Source organism: Streptomyces sp. NPDC046900, assembly GCF_040644975.1.
Classification (GTDB): domain Bacteria; phylum Actinomycetota; class Actinomycetes; order Streptomycetales; family Streptomycetaceae; genus Streptomyces.
Window position 1 is genome coordinate 206624 of record NZ_JBEYXD010000004.1, and the last position, 24088, is coordinate 230711.

A 24088-nucleotide genomic window follows, 5' to 3' on the forward strand; every position below is an offset into this window, starting at 1 on the left:
GGAGCGGTTCCGCAGAGCCTCACAGGCCCCAGCATCACCCGACCGACATCTGTGCAGGCCCATACTCGTATGAGCAAGAGTAGGTAAAAGCGCAGGTTAGCCCAGCCTTTCCTTGCTGGCGGCGAGGCAATTTCCGACGTACTTTCGTTGTTGTCGAAAAGTGGAAGCAGTCCAATCCAGCATCTTTTGGGGGACCGGGCATGGCCATCATCGAGACCGAGGCGGCGCTGCACGAGGCGCATCGCGACAACCACACCCACCGCGATGTGAACGGTGGCTGGCTGCGCCCGGCCGTCTTCGGTGCGATGGACGGCCTGGTCTCCAACCTGGCCCTGATGACCGGTGTCGCGGGTGGCTCCGTCAGTCAGCAGACCATCATCATCACCGGGCTCGTGGGCCTGGCCGCAGGCGCCTTCTCCATGGCTGCGGGCGAGTACACGTCGGTCGCCTCCCAGCGTGAGCTGGTCGAGGCCGAACTCGACGTCGAGCGTCGTGAGTTGAGAAAGCACCCGGAGGACGAGCAGGAGGAGCTGGCGGCGCTGTACGAGGCGCGTGGCGTCGACCCCGCGCTCGCCCGGGAGGTCGCGAAGCAGCTCTCCCGGGACCCCGAGCAGGCCCTGGAGATTCACGCGCGCGAGGAACTCGGCATCGACCCGGGTGACCTGCCCTCCCCGACGGTGGCCGCCGTCTCCAGCTTCGGCTCGTTCGCGCTCGGCGCCCTTCTGCCCCTGCTGCCGTATCTGCTCGGCGCCCACGCCCTGTGGCCCGCCGTGCTGCTCGCCCTCGCCGGTCTCTTCGGGTGCGGCGCGGTCGTGGCCAAGGTGACCACACGCAGCTGGTGGTACAGCGGTCTGCGGCAGCTCGCCCTCGGAGGCGCGGCCGCAGGTGTGACCTACCTCCTGGGCAGCCTGTTCGGTACCGCCATAGGATGACGCGCGGGGCGACCTATGCGAGGGACCGCATAAGTAGCCGCCCCACTGTTACTCGGCGGTTTCGACTGCTTAACCAGCGGGCATGAGCCGTAAGCGCCGCGGGCAACGACGCCTGCACCGCACTGCACAGCGGTGGGCGATGAAGCCTGCCGTACCCTGGGTCTTCGGACACTGATCTGTCCGCAAACGCCTCCCTTTCTTCGCCGCACGTGAAACCCGTGCAACGTGCCGGTGGCGTCCGCATGCTGGAACGATCTATCCGGTTCCCGAGAAGCGCTCCATCATGTAACCTGCACGAAATTTTTTCGCAGAGGGCCAACGTCGTCCCTCGGCACTGCCATATGCCACATGACGACGACGGGAGAGCCGATGCGTACGCCGCGCCAGCCGTCCCAGCATTCCGCGAATGGCCAGAACTGGTCGTTCATGGATGCTCGCCCTGCTGCGCAGGGTATGTACGACCCCCGCAACGAGCACGACGCCTGCGGCGTCGGGTTCGTGGCCACCCTCACCGGCGAGGCGAGCCATGGGCTGGTCGAGCAGGCGCTGACCGTACTGCGCAACCTGGAGCACCGCGGTGCAACCGGCTCCGAGCCCGACTCGGGTGACGGTGCCGGCATTCTCTCCCAGGTGCCCGACGCCTTCTTCCGTGAGGTGGCCGGATTCGAACTGCCCGAGGCGGGCGCCTACGCCGTCGGCATCGCCTTCCTGCCTGAGCCGGGCGCCGCCGAGGCCGTCTCGCAAATCGAGACGATCGCGGCCGGTGAGGGCCTGACCGTCCTCGGCTGGCGCGAGGTCCCGGTCGCCCCCGAGCTGCTGGGCGCGGCCGCCCGCTCCACGATGCCCGCCTTCCGCCAGCTCTTCGTCACCGGGGGAGACGCCGCCAAGGGCATCGACCTCGACCGCAAGGCCTTTGTGCTGCGCAAGCGCGCCGAGCGCGAGGCCGGCGTGTACTTCCCGTCGCTGTCCGCGCGCACGATCGTGTACAAGGGCATGCTCACCACCGGCCAGCTGGAGCCCTTCTTCCGGGACCTGTCCGACCGCCGCTTCGCCACGGCCATCGCGCTGGTCCACTCGCGCTTCTCCACCAACACCTTCCCGAGCTGGCCGCTCGCCCACCCGTACCGCTTCGTCGCGCACAACGGCGAGATCAACACGGTCAAGGGCAACCGCAACTGGATGCGCGCCCGCGAGTCGCAGCTGGTGTCCGACCTGTTCGGCCCCCAGGAGAAGCTGGAGCGGATCTTCCCGGTCTGCACCCCGGATGCCTCGGACTCCGCGTCCTTCGACGAGGTACTCGAGCTGCTGCACCTCGGCGGCCGCTCCCTGCCGCACTCCGTGCTGATGATGATCCCGGAGGCGTGGGAGAACCACGACTCCATGGACCCGGCCCGGCGCGCCTTCTACCAGTTCCACTCCACGACGATGGAGCCCTGGGACGGCCCCGCCTGCGTCACGTTCACCGACGGTACCCAGGTCGGCGCCGTGCTCGACCGCAACGGTCTGCGCCCAGGTCGCTACTGGGTCACCGACGACGGCCTCGTCGTCCTCGGCTCCGAGGTCGGCGTCCTCGACATCGACCCCGCAAGGGTCGTCCGCAAGGGCCGGCTGCAGCCCGGCCGTATGTTCCTCGTCGACACCGCCGAGCACCGCATCATCGAGGACGACGAGATCAAGGCGACGCTCGCCGCGGCCCACCCGTACCAGGAGTGGCTGGAGGCCGGTGAGATCGAGCTGGGCGACCTGCCCGAGCGCGAGCACATCGTGCACACCCACGCCTCGGTCACCCGCCGCCAGCAGACCTTCGGCTACACCGAGGAGGAGCTGCGCGTCCTCCTCGCGCCGATGGCCAAGGCCGGCGCCGAGCCGATCGGCTCGATGGGCACCGACTCGCCGATCGCCGCGCTGTCCGAGCGTCCGCGTCTGCTCTTCGATTACTTCACTCAGCTGTTCGCGCAGGTCACCAACCCGCCGCTGGACGCCATTCGCGAGGAGCTGGTCACCTCCCTGCGCTCGTCGCTCGGCCCCCAGGGCAACCTGCTGGAGCCGACCGCGGCCTCCTGCCGCAGCGTCGTGCTGCCCTTCCCGGTGATCGACAACGACGAGCTGGCCAAGCTCATCCACATCAACGCCGACGGCGACATGCCCGGCATGAAGGCCGCGACGCTCTCCGGTCTGTTCCGGGTCTCCGGTGGCGGCGACGCCCTCGCCGCGCGTCTCGAGGAGATCTGCGCGGAGACCGACGCCGCCATCGAGAACGGCGCCCGCCTGATCGTCCTGTCGGACCGCCACTCGGACGCCGAGCACGCGCCGATCCCGTCGCTGCTGCTCACCGCGGCCGTCCACCACCACCTCATCCGTACCAAGCAGCGCAGTCATGTGGGCCTGCTGGTCGAGGCCGGTGACGTCCGCGAGGTCCACCACGTCGCCCTGCTGATCGGCTACGGCGCCGCGGCGGTCAACCCGTACCTGGCGATGGAGTCCGTCGAGGACCTGGTCCGCGCAGGGACGTTCCTGCCGGGCATCGAGACCGAGAAGGCCATCCGCAACCTGATCTACGCCCTCGGCAAGGGCGTCCTGAAGGTCATGTCCAAGATGGGCATCTCGACCGTCGCCTCCTACCGCGGCGCCCAGGTCTTCGAGGCCGTCGGCCTGGACGAGGCCTTCGTCGACAAGTACTTCAACGGCACGGCCACCAAGATCGGCGGCGTCGGCATCGACGTCATCGCCAAGGAGGTCGCCGCCCGCCACGCCAAGGCCTACCCGGCCTCCGGCATCGCTCCCGCGCACCGCGCGCTGGAGATCGGCGGCGAGTACCAGTGGCGCCGCGAGGGCGAGCCGCACCTGTTCGACCCGGAGACGGTCTTCCGCCTCCAGCACTCCACGCGCACCGGTCGCTACGACATCTTCAAGAAGTACACGTCCCGCGTGAACGAGCAGTCCGAGCGCCTGATGACGCTGCGCGGCCTGTTCGGCTTCAAGTCCGGCCGCGCGCCGATCTCCATCGACGAGGTCGAGCCGGTCTCCGAGATCGTCAGGCGCTTCTCCACCGGCGCCATGTCGTACGGCTCCATCTCCAAGGAGGCGCACGAGACGCTCGCCGTCGCCATGAACCAGCTGGGCGCCAAGTCCAACACCGGTGAGGGCGGTGAGGACCCGGACCGCCTGTACGACCCGGCCCGCCGCTCCGCGATCAAGCAGGTGGCCTCCGGCCGCTTCGGCGTGACCTCGGAGTACCTGGTCAACGCGGACGACATCCAGATCAAGATGGCCCAGGGCGCGAAGCCCGGCGAGGGCGGCCAGCTGCCCGGCCACAAGGTCTACCCGTGGGTGGCCAAGACCCGGCACTCGACGCCGGGCGTCGGCCTGATCTCCCCGCCGCCGCACCACGACATCTACTCCATCGAGGACCTGGCCCAGCTGATCCACGACCTGAAGAACGCGAACCCGCAGGCGCGGATCCACGTGAAGCTGGTCTCGGAGGTCGGCGTCGGCACGGTCGCCGCGGGTGTCTCCAAGGCGCACGCGGACGTCGTCCTGATCTCCGGTCACGACGGCGGCACCGGCGCCTCCCCGCTCACGTCGCTGAAGCACGCCGGCGGTCCCTGGGAGCTCGGTCTCGCCGAGACCCAGCAGACCCTGCTGCTCAACGGCCTGCGCGACCGGATCGTCGTGCAGACCGACGGTCAGCTGAAGACCGGCCGTGACGTGGTCATCGCCGCGCTGCTCGGCGCAGAGGAGTTCGGCTTCGCGACCGCGCCGCTCGTCGTCTCCGGCTGCATCATGATGCGCGTCTGCCACCTGGACACCTGCCCGGTCGGCATCGCCACGCAGAACCCGGTGCTGCGCGAGCGCTTCACCGGCAAGGCCGAGTTCGTCGTGAACTTCTTCCAGTTCATCGCCGAGGAGGTCCGCGAACTCCTCGCGGAGCTGGGCTTCCGCTCCATCGAGGAGGCCGTCGGCCACGCCGAGGCGCTCGACGTCACCCGGGCCGTCGACCACTGGAAGGCCCAGGGCCTGGACCTGGCGCCGCTGTTCCACGTGCCCGAACTGGCGGAGGGCGCGGTGCGCCGCCAGGTGATCGCCCAGGACCACGGCCTGGAGAAGGCGCTCGACAACGAGTTGATCAAGCTCGCCGCCGACGCGCTGGCCGCGAACTCCCAGGCCGACGCCCAGCCGGTGCGCGCCCAGGTCGCGATCCGCAACATCAACCGCACGGTCGGCACCATGCTCGGCCACGAGGTGACGAAGAAGTTCGGCGGCGCGGGCCTGCCCGACGACACCATCGACATCACCTTCACGGGTTCGGCGGGCCAGTCCTTCGGCGCCTTCCTGCCGCGCGGCATCACGCTGCGCCTGGAGGGCGACGCCAACGACTACGTCGGCAAGGGCCTGTCCGGCGGCCGGGTCATCGTGCGCCCGGACCGCGCAGCCGAGCACCTCGCCGAGTACTCGACGATCGCGGGCAACACCCTCGCGTACGGCGCGACCGGCGGTGAGCTGTTCCTGCGCGGTCGTACGGGCGAGCGGTTCTGCGTCCGCAACTCGGGTGCGCTCGTGGTGTCGGAGGGCGTGGGCGACCACGGCTGCGAGTACATGACCGGTGGCCACGCCGTGGTGCTCGGACCCACGGGCCGCAACTTCGCGGCCGGCATGTCGGGCGGTATCGCCTACGTCGTCGACCTGGACCGCGACAACGTCAACGCCGGCAACCAGGGCTCCATCGAGCCGCTGGACGACACGGACAAGCAGTGGCTGCACGACGTGGTGCGCCGCCACGCCGAGGACACCGGTTCCACGGTCGCCGAGAAGCTCCTCGCGGAGTGGCCCGTCTCCGTGGAGCGCTTCAGCAAGATCATTCCCAGCACGTACAAGGCAGTGCTCGCCGCCAAGGACGCCGCCGAGCGAGCCGGTCTCTCCGAGACCGAGATCACCGAGAAGATGATGGAGGCGGCGACCAATGGCTGATCCCAAGGGCTTCCTGACGCACGGCCGCGAGGTCGCCACGTCCCGTCCGGTGGGTGAGCGCGTCAAGGACTGGAACGAGGTCTACGTTCCCGGCTCGCTGCTGCCGATCATCAGCAAGCAGGCCAGCCGGTGCATGGACTGCGGCATCCCGTTCTGCCACAACGGCTGCCCGCTCGGGAACCTCATCCCCGAGTGGAACGACTACGCCTACCGCGAGGACTGGACCGAGGCCTCCGAGCGGCTGCACGCCACGAACAACTTCCCGGAGTTCACCGGCCGCCTGTGCCCGGCGCCCTGCGAGTCGGCGTGCGTGCTCGGCATCAACCAGCAGCCGGTCACCATCAAGAACGTCGAGGTCTCGATCATCGACAAGGCGTGGGACAGCGGTGACGTCAAGCCGCAGGCCCCCGAGCGCCTGTCCGGCAAGACCGTCGCGGTCATCGGCTCCGGCCCGGCGGGTCTCGCCGCCGCCCAGCAGCTGACCCGGGCCGGCCACACGGTCGCGGTGTACGAGCGCGCGGACCGTGTCGGTGGTCTGCTCCGCTACGGCATCCCCGAGTTCAAGATGGAGAAGCGGCACATCAACCGCCGTATCGAGCAGATGCGCGCGGAGGGCACCCGCTTCCGTACCGGTGTCGAGATCGGCCACGACCTCAAGGCGACGGACCTGCGCAAGCGGTACGACGCCGTGGTCATCGCCGCGGGCGCGACGACCGCACGTGACCTCCCGGTCCCGGGCCGCGAGCTCAAGGGTGTGTACCAGGCCATGGAGTACCTGCCCCTGTCCAACAAGGTGCAGGAGGGCGACTACGTGACCTCGCCGATCTCGGCCGAGGGCAAGCACGTCATCGTGATCGGCGGCGGTGACACGGGCGCGGACTGCGTCGGCACCGCCCACCGCCAGGGCGCGGCCTCCGTCACCCAGCTGGAGATCATGCCCCGCCCGAACGACGAGCGGCACCCGGTCAGCCAGCCGTGGCCGACCTTCCCGGTCCTCTACAAGGTCACCTCGGCCCACGAGGAGGGCGGCGAGCGCATCTACTCGGCCTCCACGACCCACTTCGAGGGCGACGAGGACGGCAATGTGCAGTGGCTGCACCTGGCCGAGGTCGAGTTCGTGGACGGCAAGCTGACCCAGAAGCCGGGCACCGAGCGCAAGATCCCGGCGCAGCTGGTCACCCTCGCCATGGGCTTCACCGGCACGGACCAGCAGAACGGCCTGGTCGAGCAGTTCGGCCTGGAGCTGGACGCGCGTGGCAACATCGCTCGCGACGCCGACTTCCAGACCAACGTTCCGGGCGTGTTCGTGGCGGGCGACGCCGGCCGCGGCCAGTCCCTGATCGTGTGGGCGATCGCGGAGGGCCGCTCGGCCGCCCGCGGTGTCGACCGCTTCCTCACGGGCGCCAGCGACCTGCCCGCCCCGATCCGTCCCACGGACCGTAGTCTGGCGGTCTGACGGCCCCATCCACGTCCCGTACAACGGCGTACGGAACTGAGCACGGCGCCCGCCTCTGTCCCCGACCGGACTCTGGGCGGGCGCCGCGGCGCGTCCGGGGACGGTTCAGCGACGGCGGTCCGCGCCGCTCATCCCGTCAGCTCCGTCACCTTGCCCACCGTCAGCAGCACCAGCAGCACCAGAAGTCCGAGGCAGGCGGCCGTCTGGATCATGCCGCGGCGCGGGCCCCTGGGGACGTACGCGTACACCAGCGTCACCAGCCCGCCGGCCAGCAGACCGCCGAGGTGTCCCTGCCAGGAGGTGAGGCCGGCGGAGATCAGCAGCCACACCAGCAGGCCCGCCATGAAACGGTTGACGGTGCTCATGTCGGCGCCGAGCCGCTTGGCCATGACGTAGTACGCGGCGCCCAGCCCGAAGATGGCGCCGGACGCGCCGACCGTCGGGGTGCCGGGTGCGAGCAGCAGGACGAGCACCGACCCGCCGAGGGCCGACAGCAGATAGAGCGCGAGGTAGCGGACGCGGCCCAGCTGCGCCTCGACCCCCCGCCCGATGTTCCACAGCGACACCATGTTCATCACGATGTGCAGGATCCCGAACGTCCCCTGAGTGGGCGGAAGATGCAGGAACGCGCCGGTCAGCAGACGCTCCCATTGCCCGCCCACGACACCCTCGGCGTGCCACCCGGACGGATACGGGTACTGCCACAGATAGTGTCCGCCGCTCGCGTCCCGGAGCCCGGCCCCCAGCATCGCGAACCGGTCCTCGATCGCGGGGCGCACCAGCTCACCGAGGTAGGCGAGCACGTTGAGGCCGATCAGCACATACGTCACCACGGGGGCGGTGGTGATCCGGCCACCGAACGCCGTGCGGGCCTGGCGGATCGAGCGGACCCCCTCCTTCACGCACTCCGGGCACTGGTGGCCGACAGCCGCCGCGCGCATGCAGTCCGGGCAGATGTAGCGGTCGCAGCGGACGCAGCGCACATGCGACTCCACCTTGGAGTGGCGGTAGCAGGTGGTGACGGTGGACTCGGACTCCACAGCCGGCTCCTCGAACGGGGTTGGACGGGTGGTGAGCCGGTGGGGACGGCGGCGAACAAAATAGCGAACCTACGGGGAAGGCGATCGGCGGGGGCGGCGGTGGCGTAACGTCGGCCTCCCGTCCCGCCGGCGCAAGGAGTCCGCATGGCCGCGATCAGCCTCCGCAAGGTCGAGGAGACCGCCCCCGCGCTGGTCAGCCTGTACAAGAGCGCCGGGGTGTCCCTCACCAAGCACGGGCTGGGCGGACAGCGGGCCGCCGTCTACCTGGTCGTCGACTACTCCGGGTCCATGAAGCCGTATTACAAGGACGGCAGTGTGCAGGCGCTCGCCGAGCGGGTGCTCGGGTTGTCCGCGCACCTCGACGACGACGGCAGCGTGCCGCTCGTCTTCTTCTCCACGGACATCGACGCCGTGAGCGCGATATCCCTCGACCAGCACCAGGGCCGGATCGACACGATCGTGGCCGGACTCGGGCACATGGGGAAGACCAGCTACCACCTGGCGATGGACGCCGTCATCGACCACTACCTGGACAGCGGCTCCAAGGACCCGGCCCTCGTCGTCTTCCAGACCGACGGCGGTCCCATCAACAGGCCCGCCGCGGAACGGTATCTGTGCAAGGCGGCCAAGCTGCCGATGTTCTGGCAGTTCATCGGGTTCGGGGACCCGGACAGCAAGCAGTTCGACTTCCTGCGCAGACTCGACGAGCTGCCGGTACCGCAGAAGCGCATGGTCGACAACGCGGGCTTCTTCCACGCCGGTTCGGACCCGCGGAAGCTGTCCGACGCCGAACTGTACGACCGGCTGGTGGGCGAGTTCCCCCAGTGGCTCGCGGCGGCCCGGGCCAAGGGCATCGTGACGTGAGGGCGCAGGTCACGCCGGCCCTCAGCCGCGCGGGCGGGCGCCGCTGAGTACGGCGGCGCGGCACTCCGCCGGCCCGCCCCACGCCGTGCGCAGCGCACGTGCCTTGGTGAGCCAGAGGGAGAGGTCGTACTCGGCGGTGTAGCCGATCGCGCCGTGCAACTGCAGTGCGGTGCGTGCGGTCGTGTACGCCGCCTCGCAGGCCGCGACCTTGGCCGCGGCGAGGTCCGCCGGGGTCATCGTCAGAGCGGCTCCGAAGAGCAGCGGGCGTGCGAACTCCAAGGCGGTCAGCGCGTCGGCCAGCCGATGCTTGACCGCCTGGAACGAGCCGATGGGCACGCCGAACTGCACGCGCTGCTTGACGTATGCGACCGTCCGCTCGAGGAGGGCGAGGCCCACGCCCAGGGCCTGGGCGGCGGTGGCCAGGCGCGCCCAGCCGAGCGCGGACGGGGGAACCCCGGCGCACAGCAGTTCTCCGCCGGGGAGCGGCGTGGCGAGCCGCCGGGCCGGATCGAGCGACGGCTTCGTCCCCGGTCGGCAGCCCGGCGACAGCCACACCTGACGGTCGCTCAGTGCGAGGACGACATCGGCCATGTCCCCGTCCAGGGCGTACGGCGCGCCGACCGTGGCCACGGCTTTGCCGGAGACCAGTTGGGGCAGCAGCCTCTCGGCGCGCTCGGGTAGGTCCGCGAGCAGGACCGCCGCGAGCACCGTCTCCACAAGGGGACCCGGTACCGCGTGGCGTCCCAGCTCCACGAAGGCCACCGCGAGCTCCACGGGCAGCGGGCCCGCCCCTTCGTACGCCTCGGGGACCGCCGGCGCGAAGACCCCCGCCTCCGCGATCCGGGACCACAGCGCCCGCCCGGCCGTGTGATCGCCCGCGCTCCAGGAGCGTACGACCGCCTGGGTGTCGGCGGCGGTCAGCAGTGCGTCCAGCGAGCGGGCGAAGGCGCGCTGCTCGTCGGTCGGCAGGAAACGCATCAGCGGCGGCCCTTCGGCAGGCCGAGCAGACGCTCGGCGATGATGTCGCGCTGGATCTCGTTGGTGCCCGCGTAGACGGGGCCCGCGAGGGAGAAGACATAGCCTTCGGCCCAGGCTCCGTCCGCCAACTCGCCGTCCGCACCCAGCAGATCGAGCGCGGTCTCGTGCAGCGCGATGTCCAACTCCGACCAGAAGACCTTGTTCAGGCTGGACTCCGCACCGGTCGGCTCGCCGTCCAGGAACCGGGAGGCGCCCGCGTAGGTGAACAGCTGATAGGCGCGGGCGCCGATCAGGGCGTCGGCGACCCGGTCGCTCGCCGACGGCGGGCTGCCGTGGGCCCGCCACAGCTCCAGCAGCCGGTCGGCGGCGGTGAGGTAGCGGCCGGGGGAGCGGAGGGTGAGCCCGCGTTCGTTTCCCGCTGTTGCCATCGCGACCCGCCAGCCCTGACCGGGTTCGCCGAGCACGTCCTCGTCCGGGACGAAGACGTCGTCCAGGAAGATCTCGGCGAAGGCGGGCCTGCCGTCGAGACGGCCGATGGGCCGGACGGTCACACCGGGAGCACGCAGGTCGAACATGAGGTAGGTGAGGCCCTGGTGGGGCCTGTTCGCCTCCGGATCGCTGCGGAACAGCCCGAAGGCACGATCGGCGAAGGCGGCCCGTGAGGACCATGTCTTCTGCCCGCCGAGCAGCCAGCCGCCCCGCGTCCGTACGGCCCTGGACCTGAGGGAGGCCAGGTCGGAGCCGGCCTCGGGCTCCGACCACGCCTGCGCCCAGACCACCTCGCCGGTGGCCATCGGCGGGAGCACCCGGGCCCGCTGTTCCCCGGTGCCGTGCTCGAACAGGGCCGGCGCCAGCAGATTGCTGCCGTTCTGACCGACGCGGCCCGGCGCGCCCGCCGCGTAATACTCCTCCTCGAAGATCAGCCACCGCACAAGACCCGCGTCCCGTCCGCCGTACGCGCGCGGCCAGGACACCACCGACCAGCGGTCCGCGGCGAGTTCGGCCTCCCATGCGCGGTGGGCCGCGAACCCTTCCTCCGTCTCCAGGGAGGGCAGCGGGTCCGCGGGCACATGCGCGGCGAGCCAGGACCGGGCCTCGGCGCGGAAGGCCTGGTCGGCGGGTGAGTGGGTGAGGTCCACGGCCGGTACCCTTCGATGGCGGCTTCCCTAACAAGTGTTTGGTAGGTTAGCGTGGGCCCATGACAGGCGTCGAGAGTCCGTCGTACCTGCCCGGGCACGGGCTGCTGAAGGGCCGCACCGCCGTCATCACCGCCGCGGCCGGGGCGGGGATCGGCTCGGCGACCGCGCGCCGGTTCCTGGAGGAGGGCGCACGCGTGGTGATCAGCGACGCCCATGTGCGCCGCCTCGAGGAGTACGAGCGGGAGCTCGGCCGGGAGTTCGGCGGCGCGGTGACCGCGGTCGCCTGCGACGTCACCGACGAGTCCCAGGTGCAGGCACTCTTCGACACGGCCGCCAGGTCGCACGGCCGACTCGACATCGTCGTCAACAACGCCGGACTGGGCGGCACGGCGGCCCTGGCCGACATGACCGACGAGCAGTGGTCGAAGGTGCTCGATGTGACCCTGGGCGGCACTTTCCGCTGTGTCCGGGCGGCCCTGCGCTCGATGAAGGGCACGGGCGGCGGCGTGATCGTCAACAACGCCTCCGTGATCGGCTGGCGTGCCCAGGCCGGACAGGCCCACTACGCCGCCGCGAAGGCAGGCGTGATGGCCCTGACCCGCTGCGCCGCGATCGAGGCCGCGGAGTACGGGGTACGGGTCAACGCGGTCGCGCCGAGCCTCGCCATGCACCCCTACCTGGCGAAGGTGACGACCCCCGCACTCCTCGAGGAACTGACCACGCGGGAGGCCTTCGGGCGGTACGCGGAACCATGGGAAGTGGCCAATGTGATCGTCTTCCTGGCGTCCGGCTACTCCTCCTACATGACCGGCGAGGTCGTCGCCGTCAGCAGCCAGCACGCCTAGAGCCGTGCGATGGACCAGCGCCACCGGGATCACAATGGACCCGTGCCGACCAAGAAGAAGCCCCAGGTGACCGCCGCGCCCGCCCGCCGCCGCGAACTCCTCGACACCGCAGCCGAGGTCTTCGCCGAGCAGGGCTACAACGCCACCACCGTACGGAAGATCGCGGACCACGCCGGGATGCTCGCGGGGAGCCTCTACTACCACTTCGATTCCAAGGAATCGATGCTGGAGGAGATCCTCCGCACCTTCCTCGACGAGCTCTGGGACGGCTACGACACCGTCCTGGACGCCGAACTCGGCCCGCGCGAAACGCTCGAGGCGCTGGTCACCGAGTCCTTCCGGGAGATCGACCGGCATCGCGCCGCCGTCGCGATCTACCAGAAGGAGTCCAAACAGCTCGTGGCACAGGAACGGTTCACGTTCCTCGCCGAGTCACAGCGCAAGTTCGAGAAGGCATGGCTGTCCACGCTGGAACACGGGGTCGCCGACCGGGTCTTCCGGTCCGACCTCGACGTCCGGCTCACCTACCGGTTCGTACGCGACACGGTGTGGGTCGCCGCGTCCTGGTACCGCCCCGGCGGACAGCACAGCCCGGAGGAGATCGCCCGGCAGTACCTGTCGATGGTGCTCGACGGCATCGCGGTACGGGAGTAACCCGTACATCAACCCCTTTCCTCTCCAAGGGAGTCCACCATGACCGAGGCCTACATCGTCGAAGCGGTCCGTACGCCCGTCGGGCGGCGCCGGGGCGGGCTGAGTGGGGTCCATCCCGCCGACCTGGGGGCACATGTGCTCAAGGCGCTGGTGGAGCGCTGCGGTGTGGACCCGGCAGCCGTGGAGGACGTCGTCTTCGGTTGCCTCGACACGGTCGGGCCGCAGGCCGGCGACATCGCCCGCACCTCGTGGCTCGCGGCCGGGCTGCCCGAGGAGGTACCGGGCGTGACCGTCGACCGGCAGTGCGGCTCCTCGCAGCAGGCCGTGCACTTCGCCGCGCAGGCCGTGCTGTCGGGCACCCAGGACCTGGTGGTCGCGGGCGGTGTGCAGAACATGTCCCAGATCCCGATCGCCTTCGCCTCCCGCCAGGCCGCCGAACCGCTGGGCCTCACCCAGGGGCCGTTCGCGGGCAGCGAGGGATGGCGCGCCCGCTACGGCGACCAGCCCGTCAACCAGTTCCACGGCGCCGAAGCGATCGCCGCCAAATGGGGCATCACCCGGCGCGACCAGGAGGAGTTCGCGCTGCGCTCGCACCAGCGCGCACTGCGCGCCATCGACGCGGGCCGCTTCGAGCGGGAGATCGTCCCCTATGGGCACGTCGCCGTAGACGAGGGGCCGCGCCGGGACACCTCGCTGGAGAAGATGGCCGGGCTGAAGCCGGTCATCGAGGGCGGCACCGTCACCGCCGCCTGCTCCTCCCAGGTCTCCGACGGCGCGGCGGCCCTGCTGCTGGCCTCGGAACGGGCCGTAGGCGAACACGACTTGACTCCGCGCGCCCGCATCCACCACCTCTCCGTACGCGGCGAGGACCCGATCCGCATGCTGACCGCCCCGATCCCGGCGACCGTGCACGCCCTGAAGAAGACCGGTCTCACGATCGACGACATCGACCTCGTCGAGATCAACGAGGCGTTCGCCCCGGTCGTCCTCGCCTGGCTCAAGGAGACCGGCGCCGACCCGGCGAAGGTCAACGTCAACGGCGGCGCCATCGCGCTGGGCCATCCCCTGGGCGCGACCGGCGCCAAGCTCATGACGACCCTGCTCCATGAACTGGAGCGGACCGGTGGCCGTTTCGGTCTGCAGACCATGTGCGAGGGCGGCGGCCAGGCGAACGTGACGATCATCGAACGGCTCTGAGCGATTCCAGGCCCTTCAGCACCTCCTCCGCCTCCGCCATGATCCGGTCCACCAGCCCCGCGCACGACGGCAGGTCGTCGATCACTCCGGCGACCTGCCCGGAGGCCATCACCCCGAGGTCCATCCGCCCGTCCACCATGGCCGACTTGAGCAGCATCGGCGTGTTCGCGGCCAGCAGGACCTGTGCCCACGTCAACTCTCTGCCCTGCTTGAGGGCAAGACCGTCGCGGATCATCTGCCGCCGGCTGAGCCCGGACAGCCTCCGCAGCCCTTCCGCCCGGCGCACGGCCCGCAGCAGGGCCCTCGCGCGGCCAGACCGTTCGAGCGCATCGACCAGTTCCGTACGCAGCATGCGGTGCGGCACACCGTCCACCGTCCTCGTCACCGTCACGTCCTTCACCGTCGCCGCCAGATACCGCGCCTTGACCGCCTCCGGCATCGTCGAGTCCGATGTCAGCAGGAACCGCGTGCCCATCGCGATTCCGGCCGCCCCGTACGCCAGCGCCGCGACCAGCCCCCGTCCGTCGCTGAAGCCGCCGGCCGCCACCACCGGTATGTCCACCGCGTCCACCACCTGCGGCAGCAGCACGGACGTCGCGACCTCGCCGGTGTGACCGCCGCCCTCACCTCCCTGCACGATCACCGCGTCCGCGCCCCAGGCGGCCACCTTCTCCGCGTGCCGCCGGGCCCCCACGGACGGAATCACCACCACTCCCGCCGTCTTCAGTTCGATGATCAGCTCCCGCGAGGGAGCCAGCGCGAAGGAGGCGACGCGCACACCCTCCTCGATCATGATTCGTACCCGGTCGCCCGCGTCCCCGGCGTCCGCGCGCAGGTTCACCCCGAACGGGGCGTCCGTGCGGGACGCGACCTCCCGTATCGCCTCCCGCAACCGGTCGGGCGTCATCGTCGCGGAGGCCAGGATGCCCAGTGCGCCCGCGTTCGCCGCGGCGGAGACCAGACGCGGTCCGGCCACCCAGCCCATGGCACTCTGCACGACGGGATGCCTGACTCCCACGAGCCGGGTCAGCGCCGTGTCCATCAACGGCCTCCGCCCGCCGGATGCCCATCGGGGATCGAGCCGCCGGGACCGGGGCTCCGGCTGTCCGGGTCACGGCGTACCCCGGGGGTGTGACCCGGAACCTCGGGGGCGCGCCCGGCAGCCTCGGGGCTGTTACCAGGCACCCGGGGGCCGCGATCGGGAACCTCGCGCTCCCGTATGCTCAGCGGGTCGATCACCTCACGGATCAACCGCAGCTCCTTCGGCGTCGGTTCACGGGTGTACGGCACCTCTTGCGGGACCGTCAGCTCGAAGCCGGTCGCCTCCCGTACCTCCTCGACCGTCACCCCCGGATGCAGCGTGGCCAGCCGCATCGAGTGGTCCGGGGTGTCGAAGTCGAAGACGCCGAAGTCGGACACCACACGCGGAATGCGGTGGAAGCGAGCGGTGGCCGGATGCTCGGCCGCGCGGTCGTACCCCACCCCGCACACCATGTCGACCCGCTCGACGAACACCCGCCGTGAGTGCCGCGGTATCCAGTAGCTGGTCGCGTTGTTGAGCGTGTTGACCGGTGCCCCGCGCACCCCGAGCAGCTGCCGCCGGGGCTTCGCCCAGTCGCCCACGCAGGAGATGTTCTGATTTCCGAAGCGGTCGATCTGGCTCGCGCCCATCATCACGTGCCGTCTGCCTCCGGTGACCAGGGTCAGATGCCGGCGATAGGGCAGCCAGCCCTCCACCGTGCCGTCGGCGTCCACCAGCATGGCCTCGCCGTCGGTGAGCAGCAGGTCCGGCGAGAAGGTGCGCTTGGCGAGCCGCGCACCGACGGACGGCACCGGGCCCATCGGGCCGGCGAGGATCTCCCCCGCGTCGCGCCAGGCCTCGGCGCAGGCGATCACGCAGTACTCGGCGCGGGTCGCCGGGCTCATGACCGCTCCCGGTGCCAGGACCGGACGGCCGACTGATACGCCTGCTCGTCCCCGGAGAGGAACTGCTCGGCGAACGCCGGCCACGCCGTGGTGGCGTAGTGCTTCTGGAAGGGCTCGTCCCGGTCGTGGTCGGGGGCGCAGGACGTGAAATGCGCTCCGTTCGGCGCCTCCACCACGCCGGTCACGGTGTGCCGTCCGACCAGCAGCGTCTGCGGTGCGGCCTCCTTCGTCAGCTCAGCGGTGTCGACGATCCGCTCGCACGACACGTACGCCGTGTCGGCGGCCTCGCAGAACAGGTCGTCGAAGTACGGGTCCGGGCCCAGGTACTGACCGTTGCCCAGCCGGTCGGCGCGGTTGACGTGCACCAGAGCGGCGTCCATCCGCAGCGCGGGCATCGCGACGAACTCCTCTCGCGGTCCGGGAGCCGCCGTCCCTTCCTCAGACTCGTCCCCGCCGGTGAACGGCCACTCGGTCCCATACGGTGAAGTAACCGTCCGCAGGCGGGGGTTGACCCGCATCACGTCCGAGCCGACACCCGCCCGCACCGGTAGGAACGGCAGCCGGTTCGCCGCCGCGTGCAGGCCCCACATGAACATCGCCTCGTCGACCTCCACGAGTTCGAACGCGCCGCCCTCACGGGCCGCCCGGTAGTGCGGTTCCAGCGGAATCGTGTCCAGGGTCGTGAACGCGGCGACGAGTCTGCGGATCCGCCCTGCGGCCGCGAGCATGCCGACGTCCGGACCGCCGTACGAGACCACCGTGAGGTCGTTGATCGCGGTGCGCAGCAGCGCCCGTACCAGGGCCATCGGTTTGCGGCGGGAGCCCCAGCCGCCGATGCCGAGGGTCATACCGCTCTCCAGCCGGGCGACGACCTGGTCGGCCGCCATCGTCTTGTCCCTCACGCGTCCTCCTTCCCGAACCTGTCCCGGACGCGGCCGGCCACGCCGCTGACATGGGCCTCGAAGGTGAAGCCCTGCTCGAAGCGGTAACTGCGGCGCACGTCGACCGGGTCGATGCCGTTGATGGCGGCCTTGGCGAGCCGCAGCAGCTCGCCGTCCTTCGCGGCGATCTCCCGGGCGAGCTCAAGGGCGGCCGTGCGCAGTCCGTCCCGCGGTACCACGCGCCACACCGAACCGTGGGCGTGCAGTTCGGCCGCGGTCGCCGTGCGCGAGGTGTAGTAGAGGGCGCGCATCAGGTGCGGGGGGACCAGCCGGGCCAGATGCGTGGCCGCGCCCAGCGCGCCGCGGTCCAGTTCGGGCAGGCCGAAGACCGCGTCCTCGCTCGCCACGATCACGTCCGCGTTGCCGACGAGACCTATCCCGCCGCCCAGACAGAAGCCCTGTACCGCCGCCACCACCGGCACCTCGCACTCGTAGACCGCCGAGAACGCCTCGAAGCAACCGCGGTTGGCCCCGATCAGCGCGCTGCCGCCCTCGGCCTGTATCTCCTTGATGTCCACACCCGCGTTGAAACCGCGTCCTTCCGCGGCCAGCACGACACAGCGGGTCTCGGGGGCGCGGCCGGCCGACCGCACCGCGTCGGCCAGGTCGAACCAGCCGGCCACCGGCAGCGCGTTCACCGGCGGGAAGCCGACCGTGACGACGGCGATCCCTTTTTCCGGGCACGAGGTGGAGACACCCATGGGCACATCAGCTACCTTTCCACCAAACGTTTGTTAGGTGCGATTCGAAGCTAGCAGCCCACGCATCCCTGCGGGAGGCCCCTGTGGACAACTCGAAGGACGGGGCCACCGCCTGCCTGCGGGGCAGGACCGTCGTCGTCACCGGCGGCACCCGGGGCGTCGGCGCGGGGATCGCCCGCGCGTTCGTCCAGGCCGGCGCCGACGTGGTGGTGTGCGCCCGGCGGCCGCCCGAAGCACCGGCCAAGGGTGCCGAGTTCGCGCCGCTGGATGTGCGTGACCCGGCCGCCGTACGGGAGTTCTTCGACGCGCTGCCCCGCCTCGACGTCCTGGTCAACAATGCGGGTGGCGCCCCCTACCGGCTCCTCGCCGACGCCGGACCCGAACGGCACGCCCGGGTCGTCGAACTCAACCTCATTGCGCCGCTGACCGTCTCCCTCGCCGCGTACGGCCACCTCCGGCGCGCCAGGGGAGCGGTCGTGATGATCGGCAGCGTGAGCGGCAGCCGCCCCTCGCCGGGCACCGCCGCCTACGGAGCGGCCAAGGCGGGCGTGGAGAATCTGGCCCGTTCCATGGCGGTCGAGTGGGCGCCGGAGGTGCGGGTCAACACGATCGTGGCCGGAATGGTCCGCACTGAACTGTCGTCCCTCCACTACGGCGACGAGAACGGCATCGCGGCCGTCTCCCGCACCGTCCCGCTCGGGCGGCTCGCCGAGCCGTCCGACGTCGGCGCGGCCGCCGTCTTCCTCGCCTCGGACGCCGCCGCATACATCACCGGCGCCAGCCTGCTCGTCCACGGGGGAGGGGAACGACCGGCGTTCCTGGACGCGGCGGCCGCAGGCGACCGAACGTGACGGGCGGGTCAGGCGGTCGCAGGCGAACGACCGTGACGAGCGGGGCGAGGGGCACCGGACGGGTGCAGGCGGACGGTCTTCACGGCCGTGGGCTCAGGCATCCGACGGTTGCGCACGGACGGTCTTCACGGCCGAGGGCCCACGCACCTGCCGACTGCGAGGAGACGGTCGGGGAGGCCGCGAAGGCGGAGAAGCACCCCACGGCCGTTCAGTGAGCGCGTACCGGCGTCAACAGGCATGCCGGTGACGACAGATGGACAAGTCGATCCAGCGACACGATCGGACGAGGGGACACGACATGACGGGTATCGCCGACGGCCGAGTAGTGATCGTCACCGGGGCGGGGCGTGGTCTCGGCCGCGCCCACGCGCTCGCGCTCGCCGCCGAGGGCGCGCGGGTCGTCGTCAACGATCTGGGGGTCGGCCTCGACGGTGGCCCCGGTAACGGCGACCCGGCCGACCGGGTCGTGGCGGAGATTCGCGCCGCGGGCGGCGAGGCGGTGGCGCACGGCGGTGACATCGCGACAAGCGCGGGGGCCGCGTCTCTGGTGGCGACCGCTCTCGAGGCCTTCGGCCGGCTCGACACTCTCGTGAACAACGCCGGCTTCCTGCGCGACCGGATGCTGGTCAACCTCGACGAGGACGACTGGGACGCAGTGCTGCGCGTGCACCTCAAAGGCCACTTCCTGCCGCTGAGGCACGCTGCGGCGTACTGGCGTGCCGAGGCCAAAGCCGGGCTGGTCCCGTGCGCCCGGGTCGTCAACACCAGCAGCGGAGCAGGTTTGTCCGGGTCGGTGGGACAGGGGAACTACAGCGCGGCGAAGGCCGGGATCCTGGCCCTGACGCTGGTCGCGGCCGCGGAACTGAAGCGCTACGGCGTACAGGTCAACGCCATCGCACCCGCCGCACGCACCCGGATGACGGAGCGGACGTTCGCCGAGACGATGGCCGCGCCCGCCTCCGGGTTCGACGCCATGGCACCCGGGAACGTCTCACCCCTGGTCGTCTGGCTCGGGTCCGCCGCGAGCGCGGGGGTCACCGGCCGCGTCTTCGAGGCGGAGGGCGGACGGATCACCGTCATGGAGGGGTGGAGGCGGGGTCCGAGCGCCGACGGGGGAGCACGCCGGACTGCGGCCGAGGCGGGGGAGACGGCACTGAAACTGCTGGCCCAGGCAGAGACGCCCGGGGCGGTCTACGGGGCGCAGTAGTCCGCGTCCCTGAGTGGTCAGCCGCCGTGTGCTCCCGGCCCGTTTTCCAGGAGGCCCGCTATCGCGGCATGTCCGGTCTGCTGGTCGTTTCCCGCCGCCGGCCGGCCCTCGCGCACCAGCGTGACCTCGACGGTCACCGCCCCGGGCTCCTCCTCCCGGCGGCGCGTGACGTACTCGTGCCCCGGTCCGTACGTCGTCTCGAGTCCCGCGCGCAGTTCGGCCGCGACATCCAGGCGCATCCAGCGCCGGGCCTCGGCAAGCGCTTCCCCGCGGGCCCGCGCCCCGTGGTCCAGCAGAGCCCGTACGCAGCCGGGCGAGCCGCGCCGAGCGGCGGCCACCAGTGGGGGTTCGCCCGCAGGGCCGGGCAGGTCCGGATCCGCGCCGGCGGCCAGCAGCGCCCGGACGATCTCCACGTGCCCCCGCTGCACCGCCCAGGTCAAGGCGCGGAACCCGTACTCCTCCTCCAGGTCCGCGGTGGCCCCAGCCGCCAGCAGTGCCCGTACCACCTCGGTGTGCCCCCCGCAGGCGGCACCGCACAGCGGCGCGTCGGCGCCCGCGCTCAGGCGGTCGGGATCGGCTCCGGCCGTCAGCAGCAGCCGTACGACGCCCGGTGCGTCGCCGACCGCCGCCAGGTACAGGGCCGTCTGGCCCTCCGCGTCGACCGACTCGGGACTCGTGCCCGTGCGCAGCAGTCGTACGACCGTGTCCTCGTCCCCTTCGTACACCGCCGTGAACAGCCCCGGCGGCTCGTGCGTGTCCATGCTTCGACCCTCGCTCTCCGAAGGCCCACCGCGCAAAGACATTTGAGGTGTTCCGTGCCACTTCGGCGTTGCCTCTCACGCCGTATGGCCCGGCGGCCATGCCTCAGGTGTCGCACTCCAGAACGGTCCGGCACAGCCCGCAGCGCGCCCGCACCCGTCCTCGCACGGGCACCCTGATGCGCTGGTGGCAGGTGGGGCAGGGAAAGGAGACGCGCAGCGGGCCGCGGCCGGCCGGGGTGAAGTCGTACGGGACGCCCGGATGCGGGCCGGGGGCGGAGTGGTCCTCGGCGTGGCGGCGGTCCCGGGCGTAGCGGCGGCGGCCCGCCCAGCCTGCGGCGGTCAGCGGGGGCTGCTGCTCGTCCCGGCGGGCCTGCGCCATGCCCTTCGTGTACGCGGTGTACGCCTGCGGGCTGGTGAACCAGATCGACGGGTCCTCGCCGAACAGCAGTGCCCGCTTGGCGAGGACGTAACCGAACTCCTCCGGGGTCAGGTAGCCGAGCTTCTGCGAGGACGCCCTGTCTTCGCGGAAGGCGTCCAGGAGCAGCCAGCCCGCGCCCAGGTAGGTCGCCGCGGTGTCGGTGAGGATCTCGTTGTCCCTCGTGCCGGGGAAGGACAGGTCGAGGCGGTGCAGATAGACGTGCATCACCTCGTGCGCGAGGGCCGCGCCGATGTCCCGGCGGTGGGTGCGGAACCGGTCGTTGAGCTCGATGAAGTACTCCGGGCCCGCGGCGAGTTCGACGTTGGCCGCATGGGTCATCTCACGGAAGCCGATGATCATCCGGGCGTCCGGCAGCCGGTAGTGCCGAACCAGCTCGCGCGCCACGCGCTGCGCCCCCAGATGCAGGTCGTCCAGGTCGGAGAAGGCCACGTCGGCGGGGGCCACGCTGGCCGCGAAGGTGCGGATGGTGTCGCAGGAGAGCCGCTTGTACAGGGCGGTGATCGCCGCCCGCACCGTGTCCAGATGCGGGTAGCCGTGCTCGACCGGGCCGCCGTTCGCCACGTCCGCACCCCCTTCAGACGCCGGCACTGGCATCCACTGTATGCGTGCTTCCTCCCGGCGGCCGAGCGTGCGAGGCGGCGAGGGCGTCGTGCCGCGCCGCCCACTGGCCGGAAACCGGTTCTTGCCGCCTCGCCCGGTTCTCCAAATAATCCGTAAAGATTTGGCGGGGGCATGTCATATGTGCTTCGCGTGCTGCCGCCATGCGGTCAACCCCCCCACGGAAGGAAGCACGTTGAAGTTCCTGAAGAAGATCAGTGGCCTCAAGAGAGCCGTCGCGGCCGTCACGGCCGCGCTCGCCGCCCTGTCCCTCCAGCCCCTGTCCGCGCAGGCCGCACCCCAACCGGTGGTCGGCGGGACACGGGCCGCACAGGGCGAGTTCCCGTTCATGGTGCGGCTGTCCATGGGCTGCGGCGGCGCCCTGTACGCCGGCGACATCGTCCTGACCGCCGCGCACTGCGTCAGCGGATCGGGCAGCAACACCTCCATCACCGCCACCGCTGGTGTCGTCGACCTGCGCAGCGGCAGCGCGATCAAGGTGAGGTCCACCAAGGTCCTGCAGGCCCCCGGCTACAACGGAAAGGGCAGGGACTGGGCGCTGATCAAGCTTGCCCAGCCCATCGATCTGCCCACCCTGAAGATCGCCACCACGACCGCGTACAACAAGGGTGACTTCACCGTCGCGGGCTGGGGCGCGACCAGTGAGGGCGGCGGTCAGCAGCGTTATCTGCTCAAGGCCACGGTCCCCTTCGTCGACGACGCCACCTGTCAGCGGGCTTACGGCGGCGATCTGGTGCCCGGTGAGGAGATCTGCGCCGGCTTCCCGCAGGGCGGCGTCGACACCTGCCAGGGCGACTCCGGCGGCCCCATGTTCCGCAAGGACGACACCGGTGCGTACCTCCAGGTCGGCATCGTCAGCTGGGGCGAGGGCTGCGCACGGGCCGGCTACCCCGGTGTCTACACCGAGGTCTCGACGTTCGCGGCGGACATAGCCCGCGCCGCGTCCGGACTCTAGCCCGACGCGCTCGGCCGTATCCCCGGAGGGCGGGAGGGTGTCCGCGGCCCGCCCCGGCCGTGGGCACCCACCCCGTAGGCATCCCCGCCTGCCGCCTGCCGCCTGCCGCCTGCCGCCTGCCGCCTGCCGCCCACCGCACCGACGCAGGCGCCGCGGGGCAGTCGGGTGGGCCGAGTGCAGGCGCTGGGCGGAGGGGGGTGTGTACGACGGTTTCCTCCGCGCCCGGCGCGCACGACTCGTACGCCGTGTGCGGACCATCGCCGCCTCCGGTGGACGCTTTCTCGTGCCCGACGACCGCCTCCTCGACCGCCCCGCCGCTTCGGCGCGCCGGTTCACTCGGGCGCGCAGTGGCGGCGTACGCCGTCGGAGCGATCCGCACTCCGGACAGGAAGGACCGTCCTTCGGCCGGCCCCGTAGGGTGGACGGCCATGACCTCCCGCCACTCCGCCGCCGGGGACGCCGACCCCGCCGTCCGTGCCGAACTCGCCCGGTTGCGCGACAGCATCGACAACATCGACGCCGCCGTCGTCCATATGCTCGCCGAGCGTTTCAAGTGCACCCAGCAGGTCGGCCACCTCAAGGCGGCGCACCAGCTGCCGCCCGCCGACCCGGCCCGTGAGGCCGCCCAGATCGCCCGGCTGCGCCGGCTCGCCGAGAACGCCAAACTCGACCCCGCGTTCGCGGAGAAACTTCTCAATTTCATCATCGCCGAGGTCATCCGGCACCACGAGCGCATCGCCGATGACGCCACGTCCGGCTCCGACGCTGCGGGGGAGTGACACCCGGCCCGGCCGCCCGGTCATCTGCTCCGAGTGCTCCGATCTCCGTAAACGCTCTCTACGCTCCGGCCGTCCCCAGTCGGCCGGATGACTCTTTGTCAGGTCAAAGGAACGCACGGTAGGACGGTTCGGGCATAAGCTGGTCATCCAAGCGAGGGGACCTCGGGCCATGCCGTCTGATGCCAGGATTCTCATCGTCGACGACCACGTGGACACGCTCTACGCGCTGGAGAGCGCTCTTGCCCCGCTGGGCTACCGCCTGACCCGCGCCACGAATGGTGACGCCGCGCTCAAGGAGGTACTGCGCGGCCAGGTCGGCCTGCTCCTCCTCGATGTGCGCATGCCCCAGGTCAGCGGCCTCGACGTCGTGCGCTACCTGCAGCGCCTGGAGCAGACCCAGCACATCCCGGTCATCCTGATCACCGGCTTCGGCCCCGACGCCGAACTCACCTCGGCTGCATACGGGCTCGGCGTCGCCGACCTCCTGATGAAACCCGTCGACCCCTGGGCCCTGCGCACCAAGGTCCGCTACCTCTACGACGCTCATCAGCGCTCGCAGGCCCTGGAGCGGGAAGTGCGCGCCCTGCGCGCCCGGCTCGATCGGCCCGTCCCGCCTCCTGCAGGCGGCATCCCTCCTCCGGCAGGCAGTATCCCGCCGTCGGCGCGCGCCCTCGCGCACCCGGACGCGAACCTTCCGCGTCCGGAAGCGAACCTTCCGAGCCAGCGAGAGGGCCCCGGCGCCCGAAAGGCTCCCGACCCTCCCCGGAAGCAGCACGAGGAACGGACAAAGCGGGTGTAGCGGAACACCACTGTGCGTCGTCAGTGCCATCAGGCAGC

Annotated in this window: 20 protein-coding genes and 1 pseudogene; 12 read left to right on the forward strand and 9 right to left on the reverse strand. The window is 70.9% G+C overall.

What is annotated here, in order from left to right:
* Positions 1 to 200 precede the first annotated feature (200 nt).
* The 3 genes from ABZ904_RS06455 to ABZ904_RS06465 all read left to right on the forward strand — a co-directional run bounded on the left by ABZ904_RS06455 (position 201) and on the right by ABZ904_RS06465 (position 7356).
* Positions 201 to 932, forward strand: a complete 732-nt coding sequence (locus ABZ904_RS06455; RefSeq protein WP_359389347.1) for a VIT1/CCC1 transporter family protein — start codon at positions 201 to 203, stop codon at positions 930 to 932.
* Positions 933 to 1301: 369 nt separating this feature from the next.
* Positions 1302 to 5900: a glutamate synthase large subunit gene (gltB, locus tag ABZ904_RS06460; RefSeq protein WP_359389532.1), complete on the forward strand. Its 4599-nt coding sequence runs from the start codon at positions 1302 to 1304 to the stop codon at positions 5898 to 5900.
* Positions 5893 to 7356, forward strand: coding sequence for a glutamate synthase subunit beta (locus tag ABZ904_RS06465; RefSeq protein WP_360989301.1), 1464 nt, complete (start codon positions 5893 to 5895; stop codon positions 7354 to 7356). Before gltB ends, ABZ904_RS06465 begins: the two co-directional genes overlap by 8 nt.
* Positions 7357 to 7484: 128 nt before the next feature.
* On the opposite strand, the gene ABZ904_RS06470 is transcribed toward ABZ904_RS06465, so the two are convergent.
* Positions 7485 to 8396 carry a rhomboid family intramembrane serine protease gene (locus ABZ904_RS06470; protein WP_361821511.1) on the reverse strand — a complete coding sequence of 304 codons (912 nt, stop codon included), beginning with the start codon at positions 8394 to 8396 and terminating at the stop codon, positions 7485 to 7487.
* Between the two features lie 144 nt (positions 8397 to 8540).
* Here ABZ904_RS06470 and ABZ904_RS06475 point away from each other — a divergent pair, with 144 nt between their 5' ends.
* Positions 8541 to 9260, forward strand: a complete 720-nt coding sequence (locus ABZ904_RS06475) for a VWA domain-containing protein (RefSeq protein ID WP_359389356.1) — start codon at positions 8541 to 8543, stop codon at positions 9258 to 9260.
* A gap of 21 nt (positions 9261 to 9281) precedes the next feature.
* Here the strand turns inward: ABZ904_RS06475 and ABZ904_RS06480 are convergent, their stop codons facing one another.
* Together ABZ904_RS06480 and ABZ904_RS06485 are read right to left on the reverse strand one after the other, a co-directional pair.
* The gene (locus ABZ904_RS06480) at positions 9282 to 10238 is read right to left on the reverse strand and encodes an acyl-CoA dehydrogenase family protein (protein WP_360989307.1); all 957 of its coding nucleotides are present in this window, start codon (positions 10236 to 10238) and stop codon (positions 9282 to 9284) included.
* On the reverse strand, positions 10238 to 11377 hold the full coding sequence (locus ABZ904_RS06485; protein WP_361821516.1) for an acyl-CoA dehydrogenase family protein: 1140 nt from the start codon (positions 11375 to 11377) through the stop codon (positions 10238 to 10240). The genes ABZ904_RS06480 and ABZ904_RS06485 overlap by 1 nt, the downstream gene beginning before the upstream one ends.
* A gap of 59 nt (positions 11378 to 11436) precedes the next feature.
* Between ABZ904_RS06485 and ABZ904_RS06490 the strand changes: the two genes are divergently transcribed.
* The 3 genes from ABZ904_RS06490 to ABZ904_RS06500 are packed head-to-tail and all read left to right on the forward strand — an operon-like array spanning position 11437 to position 14073.
* Positions 11437 to 12222 carry an SDR family oxidoreductase gene (locus ABZ904_RS06490; protein WP_361821519.1) on the forward strand — a complete coding sequence of 262 codons (786 nt, stop codon included), beginning with the start codon at positions 11437 to 11439 and terminating at the stop codon, positions 12220 to 12222.
* Between the two features lie 42 nt (positions 12223 to 12264).
* The gene (locus ABZ904_RS06495; protein WP_360989313.1) at positions 12265 to 12876 is read left to right on the forward strand and encodes a TetR/AcrR family transcriptional regulator; all 612 of its coding nucleotides are present in this window, start codon (positions 12265 to 12267) and stop codon (positions 12874 to 12876) included.
* 39 nt (positions 12877 to 12915) lie between these two features.
* Entirely contained in the window at positions 12916 to 14073 is a 1158-nt protein-coding gene (locus ABZ904_RS06500) for an acetyl-CoA C-acetyltransferase (protein ID WP_361821522.1), read from the forward strand.
* Here ABZ904_RS06500 and ABZ904_RS06505 read toward each other — a convergent pair.
* The 4 genes and pseudogenes from ABZ904_RS06505 to ABZ904_RS06520 all read right to left on the reverse strand — a co-directional run bounded on the left by ABZ904_RS06505 (position 14057) and on the right by ABZ904_RS06520 (position 17641).
* Positions 14057 to 15115, reverse strand: a complete 1059-nt coding sequence (locus tag ABZ904_RS06505; RefSeq protein WP_361821525.1) for a nitronate monooxygenase — start codon at positions 15113 to 15115, stop codon at positions 14057 to 14059. The two genes, ABZ904_RS06500 and ABZ904_RS06505, sit on opposite strands and share 17 nt — an antisense overlap.
* 161 nt (positions 15116 to 15276) lie before the next feature.
* Positions 15277 to 15999: pseudogene (locus ABZ904_RS06510) on the reverse strand (CoA-transferase); the annotation flags it as partial.
* Entirely contained in the window at positions 15996 to 16901 is a 906-nt protein-coding gene (locus ABZ904_RS06515) for a CoA-transferase (RefSeq protein ID WP_360989318.1), read from the reverse strand. The pseudogene ABZ904_RS06510 and the gene ABZ904_RS06515, both read right to left, overlap by 4 nt.
* The gene (locus ABZ904_RS06520; protein ID WP_359389378.1) at positions 16898 to 17641 is read right to left on the reverse strand and encodes an enoyl-CoA hydratase family protein; all 744 of its coding nucleotides are present in this window, start codon (positions 17639 to 17641) and stop codon (positions 16898 to 16900) included. The genes ABZ904_RS06515 and ABZ904_RS06520 overlap by 4 nt, the downstream gene beginning before the upstream one ends.
* A gap of 83 nt (positions 17642 to 17724) precedes the next feature.
* Here ABZ904_RS06520 and ABZ904_RS06525 point away from each other — a divergent pair, with 83 nt between their 5' ends.
* Together ABZ904_RS06525 and ABZ904_RS06530 are read left to right on the forward strand one after the other, a co-directional pair.
* Complete coding sequence (locus ABZ904_RS06525; protein WP_360989324.1) at positions 17725 to 18492, forward strand: SDR family oxidoreductase; 768 nt, start codon at positions 17725 to 17727, stop codon at positions 18490 to 18492.
* A 298-nt stretch (positions 18493 to 18790) separates the two neighbouring features.
* Entirely contained in the window at positions 18791 to 19699 is a 909-nt protein-coding gene (locus tag ABZ904_RS06530) for an SDR family oxidoreductase (RefSeq protein ID WP_359389384.1), read from the forward strand.
* Positions 19700 to 19716: 17 nt separating this feature from the next.
* On the opposite strand, the gene ABZ904_RS06535 is transcribed toward ABZ904_RS06530, so the two are convergent.
* Together ABZ904_RS06535 and ABZ904_RS06540 are read right to left on the reverse strand one after the other, a co-directional pair.
* Complete coding sequence (locus ABZ904_RS06535; protein WP_360989330.1) at positions 19717 to 20460, reverse strand: ankyrin repeat domain-containing protein; 744 nt, start codon at positions 20458 to 20460, stop codon at positions 19717 to 19719.
* Between the two features lie 103 nt (positions 20461 to 20563).
* Positions 20564 to 21460 carry a hypothetical protein gene (locus ABZ904_RS06540; protein ID WP_360989470.1) on the reverse strand — a complete coding sequence of 299 codons (897 nt, stop codon included), beginning with the start codon at positions 21458 to 21460 and terminating at the stop codon, positions 20564 to 20566.
* A gap of 232 nt (positions 21461 to 21692) precedes the next feature.
* Here ABZ904_RS06540 and ABZ904_RS06545 point away from each other — a divergent pair, with 232 nt between their 5' ends.
* From ABZ904_RS06545 to ABZ904_RS06555, 3 genes are all read left to right on the forward strand, one after another.
* A complete protein-coding gene (locus ABZ904_RS06545) occupies positions 21693 to 22472 on the forward strand; it encodes a serine protease (protein WP_361821531.1) in 780 nt (259 codons plus the stop codon).
* 428 nt (positions 22473 to 22900) lie between these two features.
* Positions 22901 to 23251, forward strand: a complete 351-nt coding sequence (locus ABZ904_RS06550) for a chorismate mutase (RefSeq protein WP_359389391.1) — start codon at positions 22901 to 22903, stop codon at positions 23249 to 23251.
* Positions 23252 to 23420: 169 nt separating this feature from the next.
* A complete protein-coding gene (locus tag ABZ904_RS06555; protein WP_360989337.1) occupies positions 23421 to 24050 on the forward strand; it encodes a response regulator in 630 nt (209 codons plus the stop codon).
* The last annotated feature ends 38 nt before the right edge of the window (positions 24051 to 24088 follow it).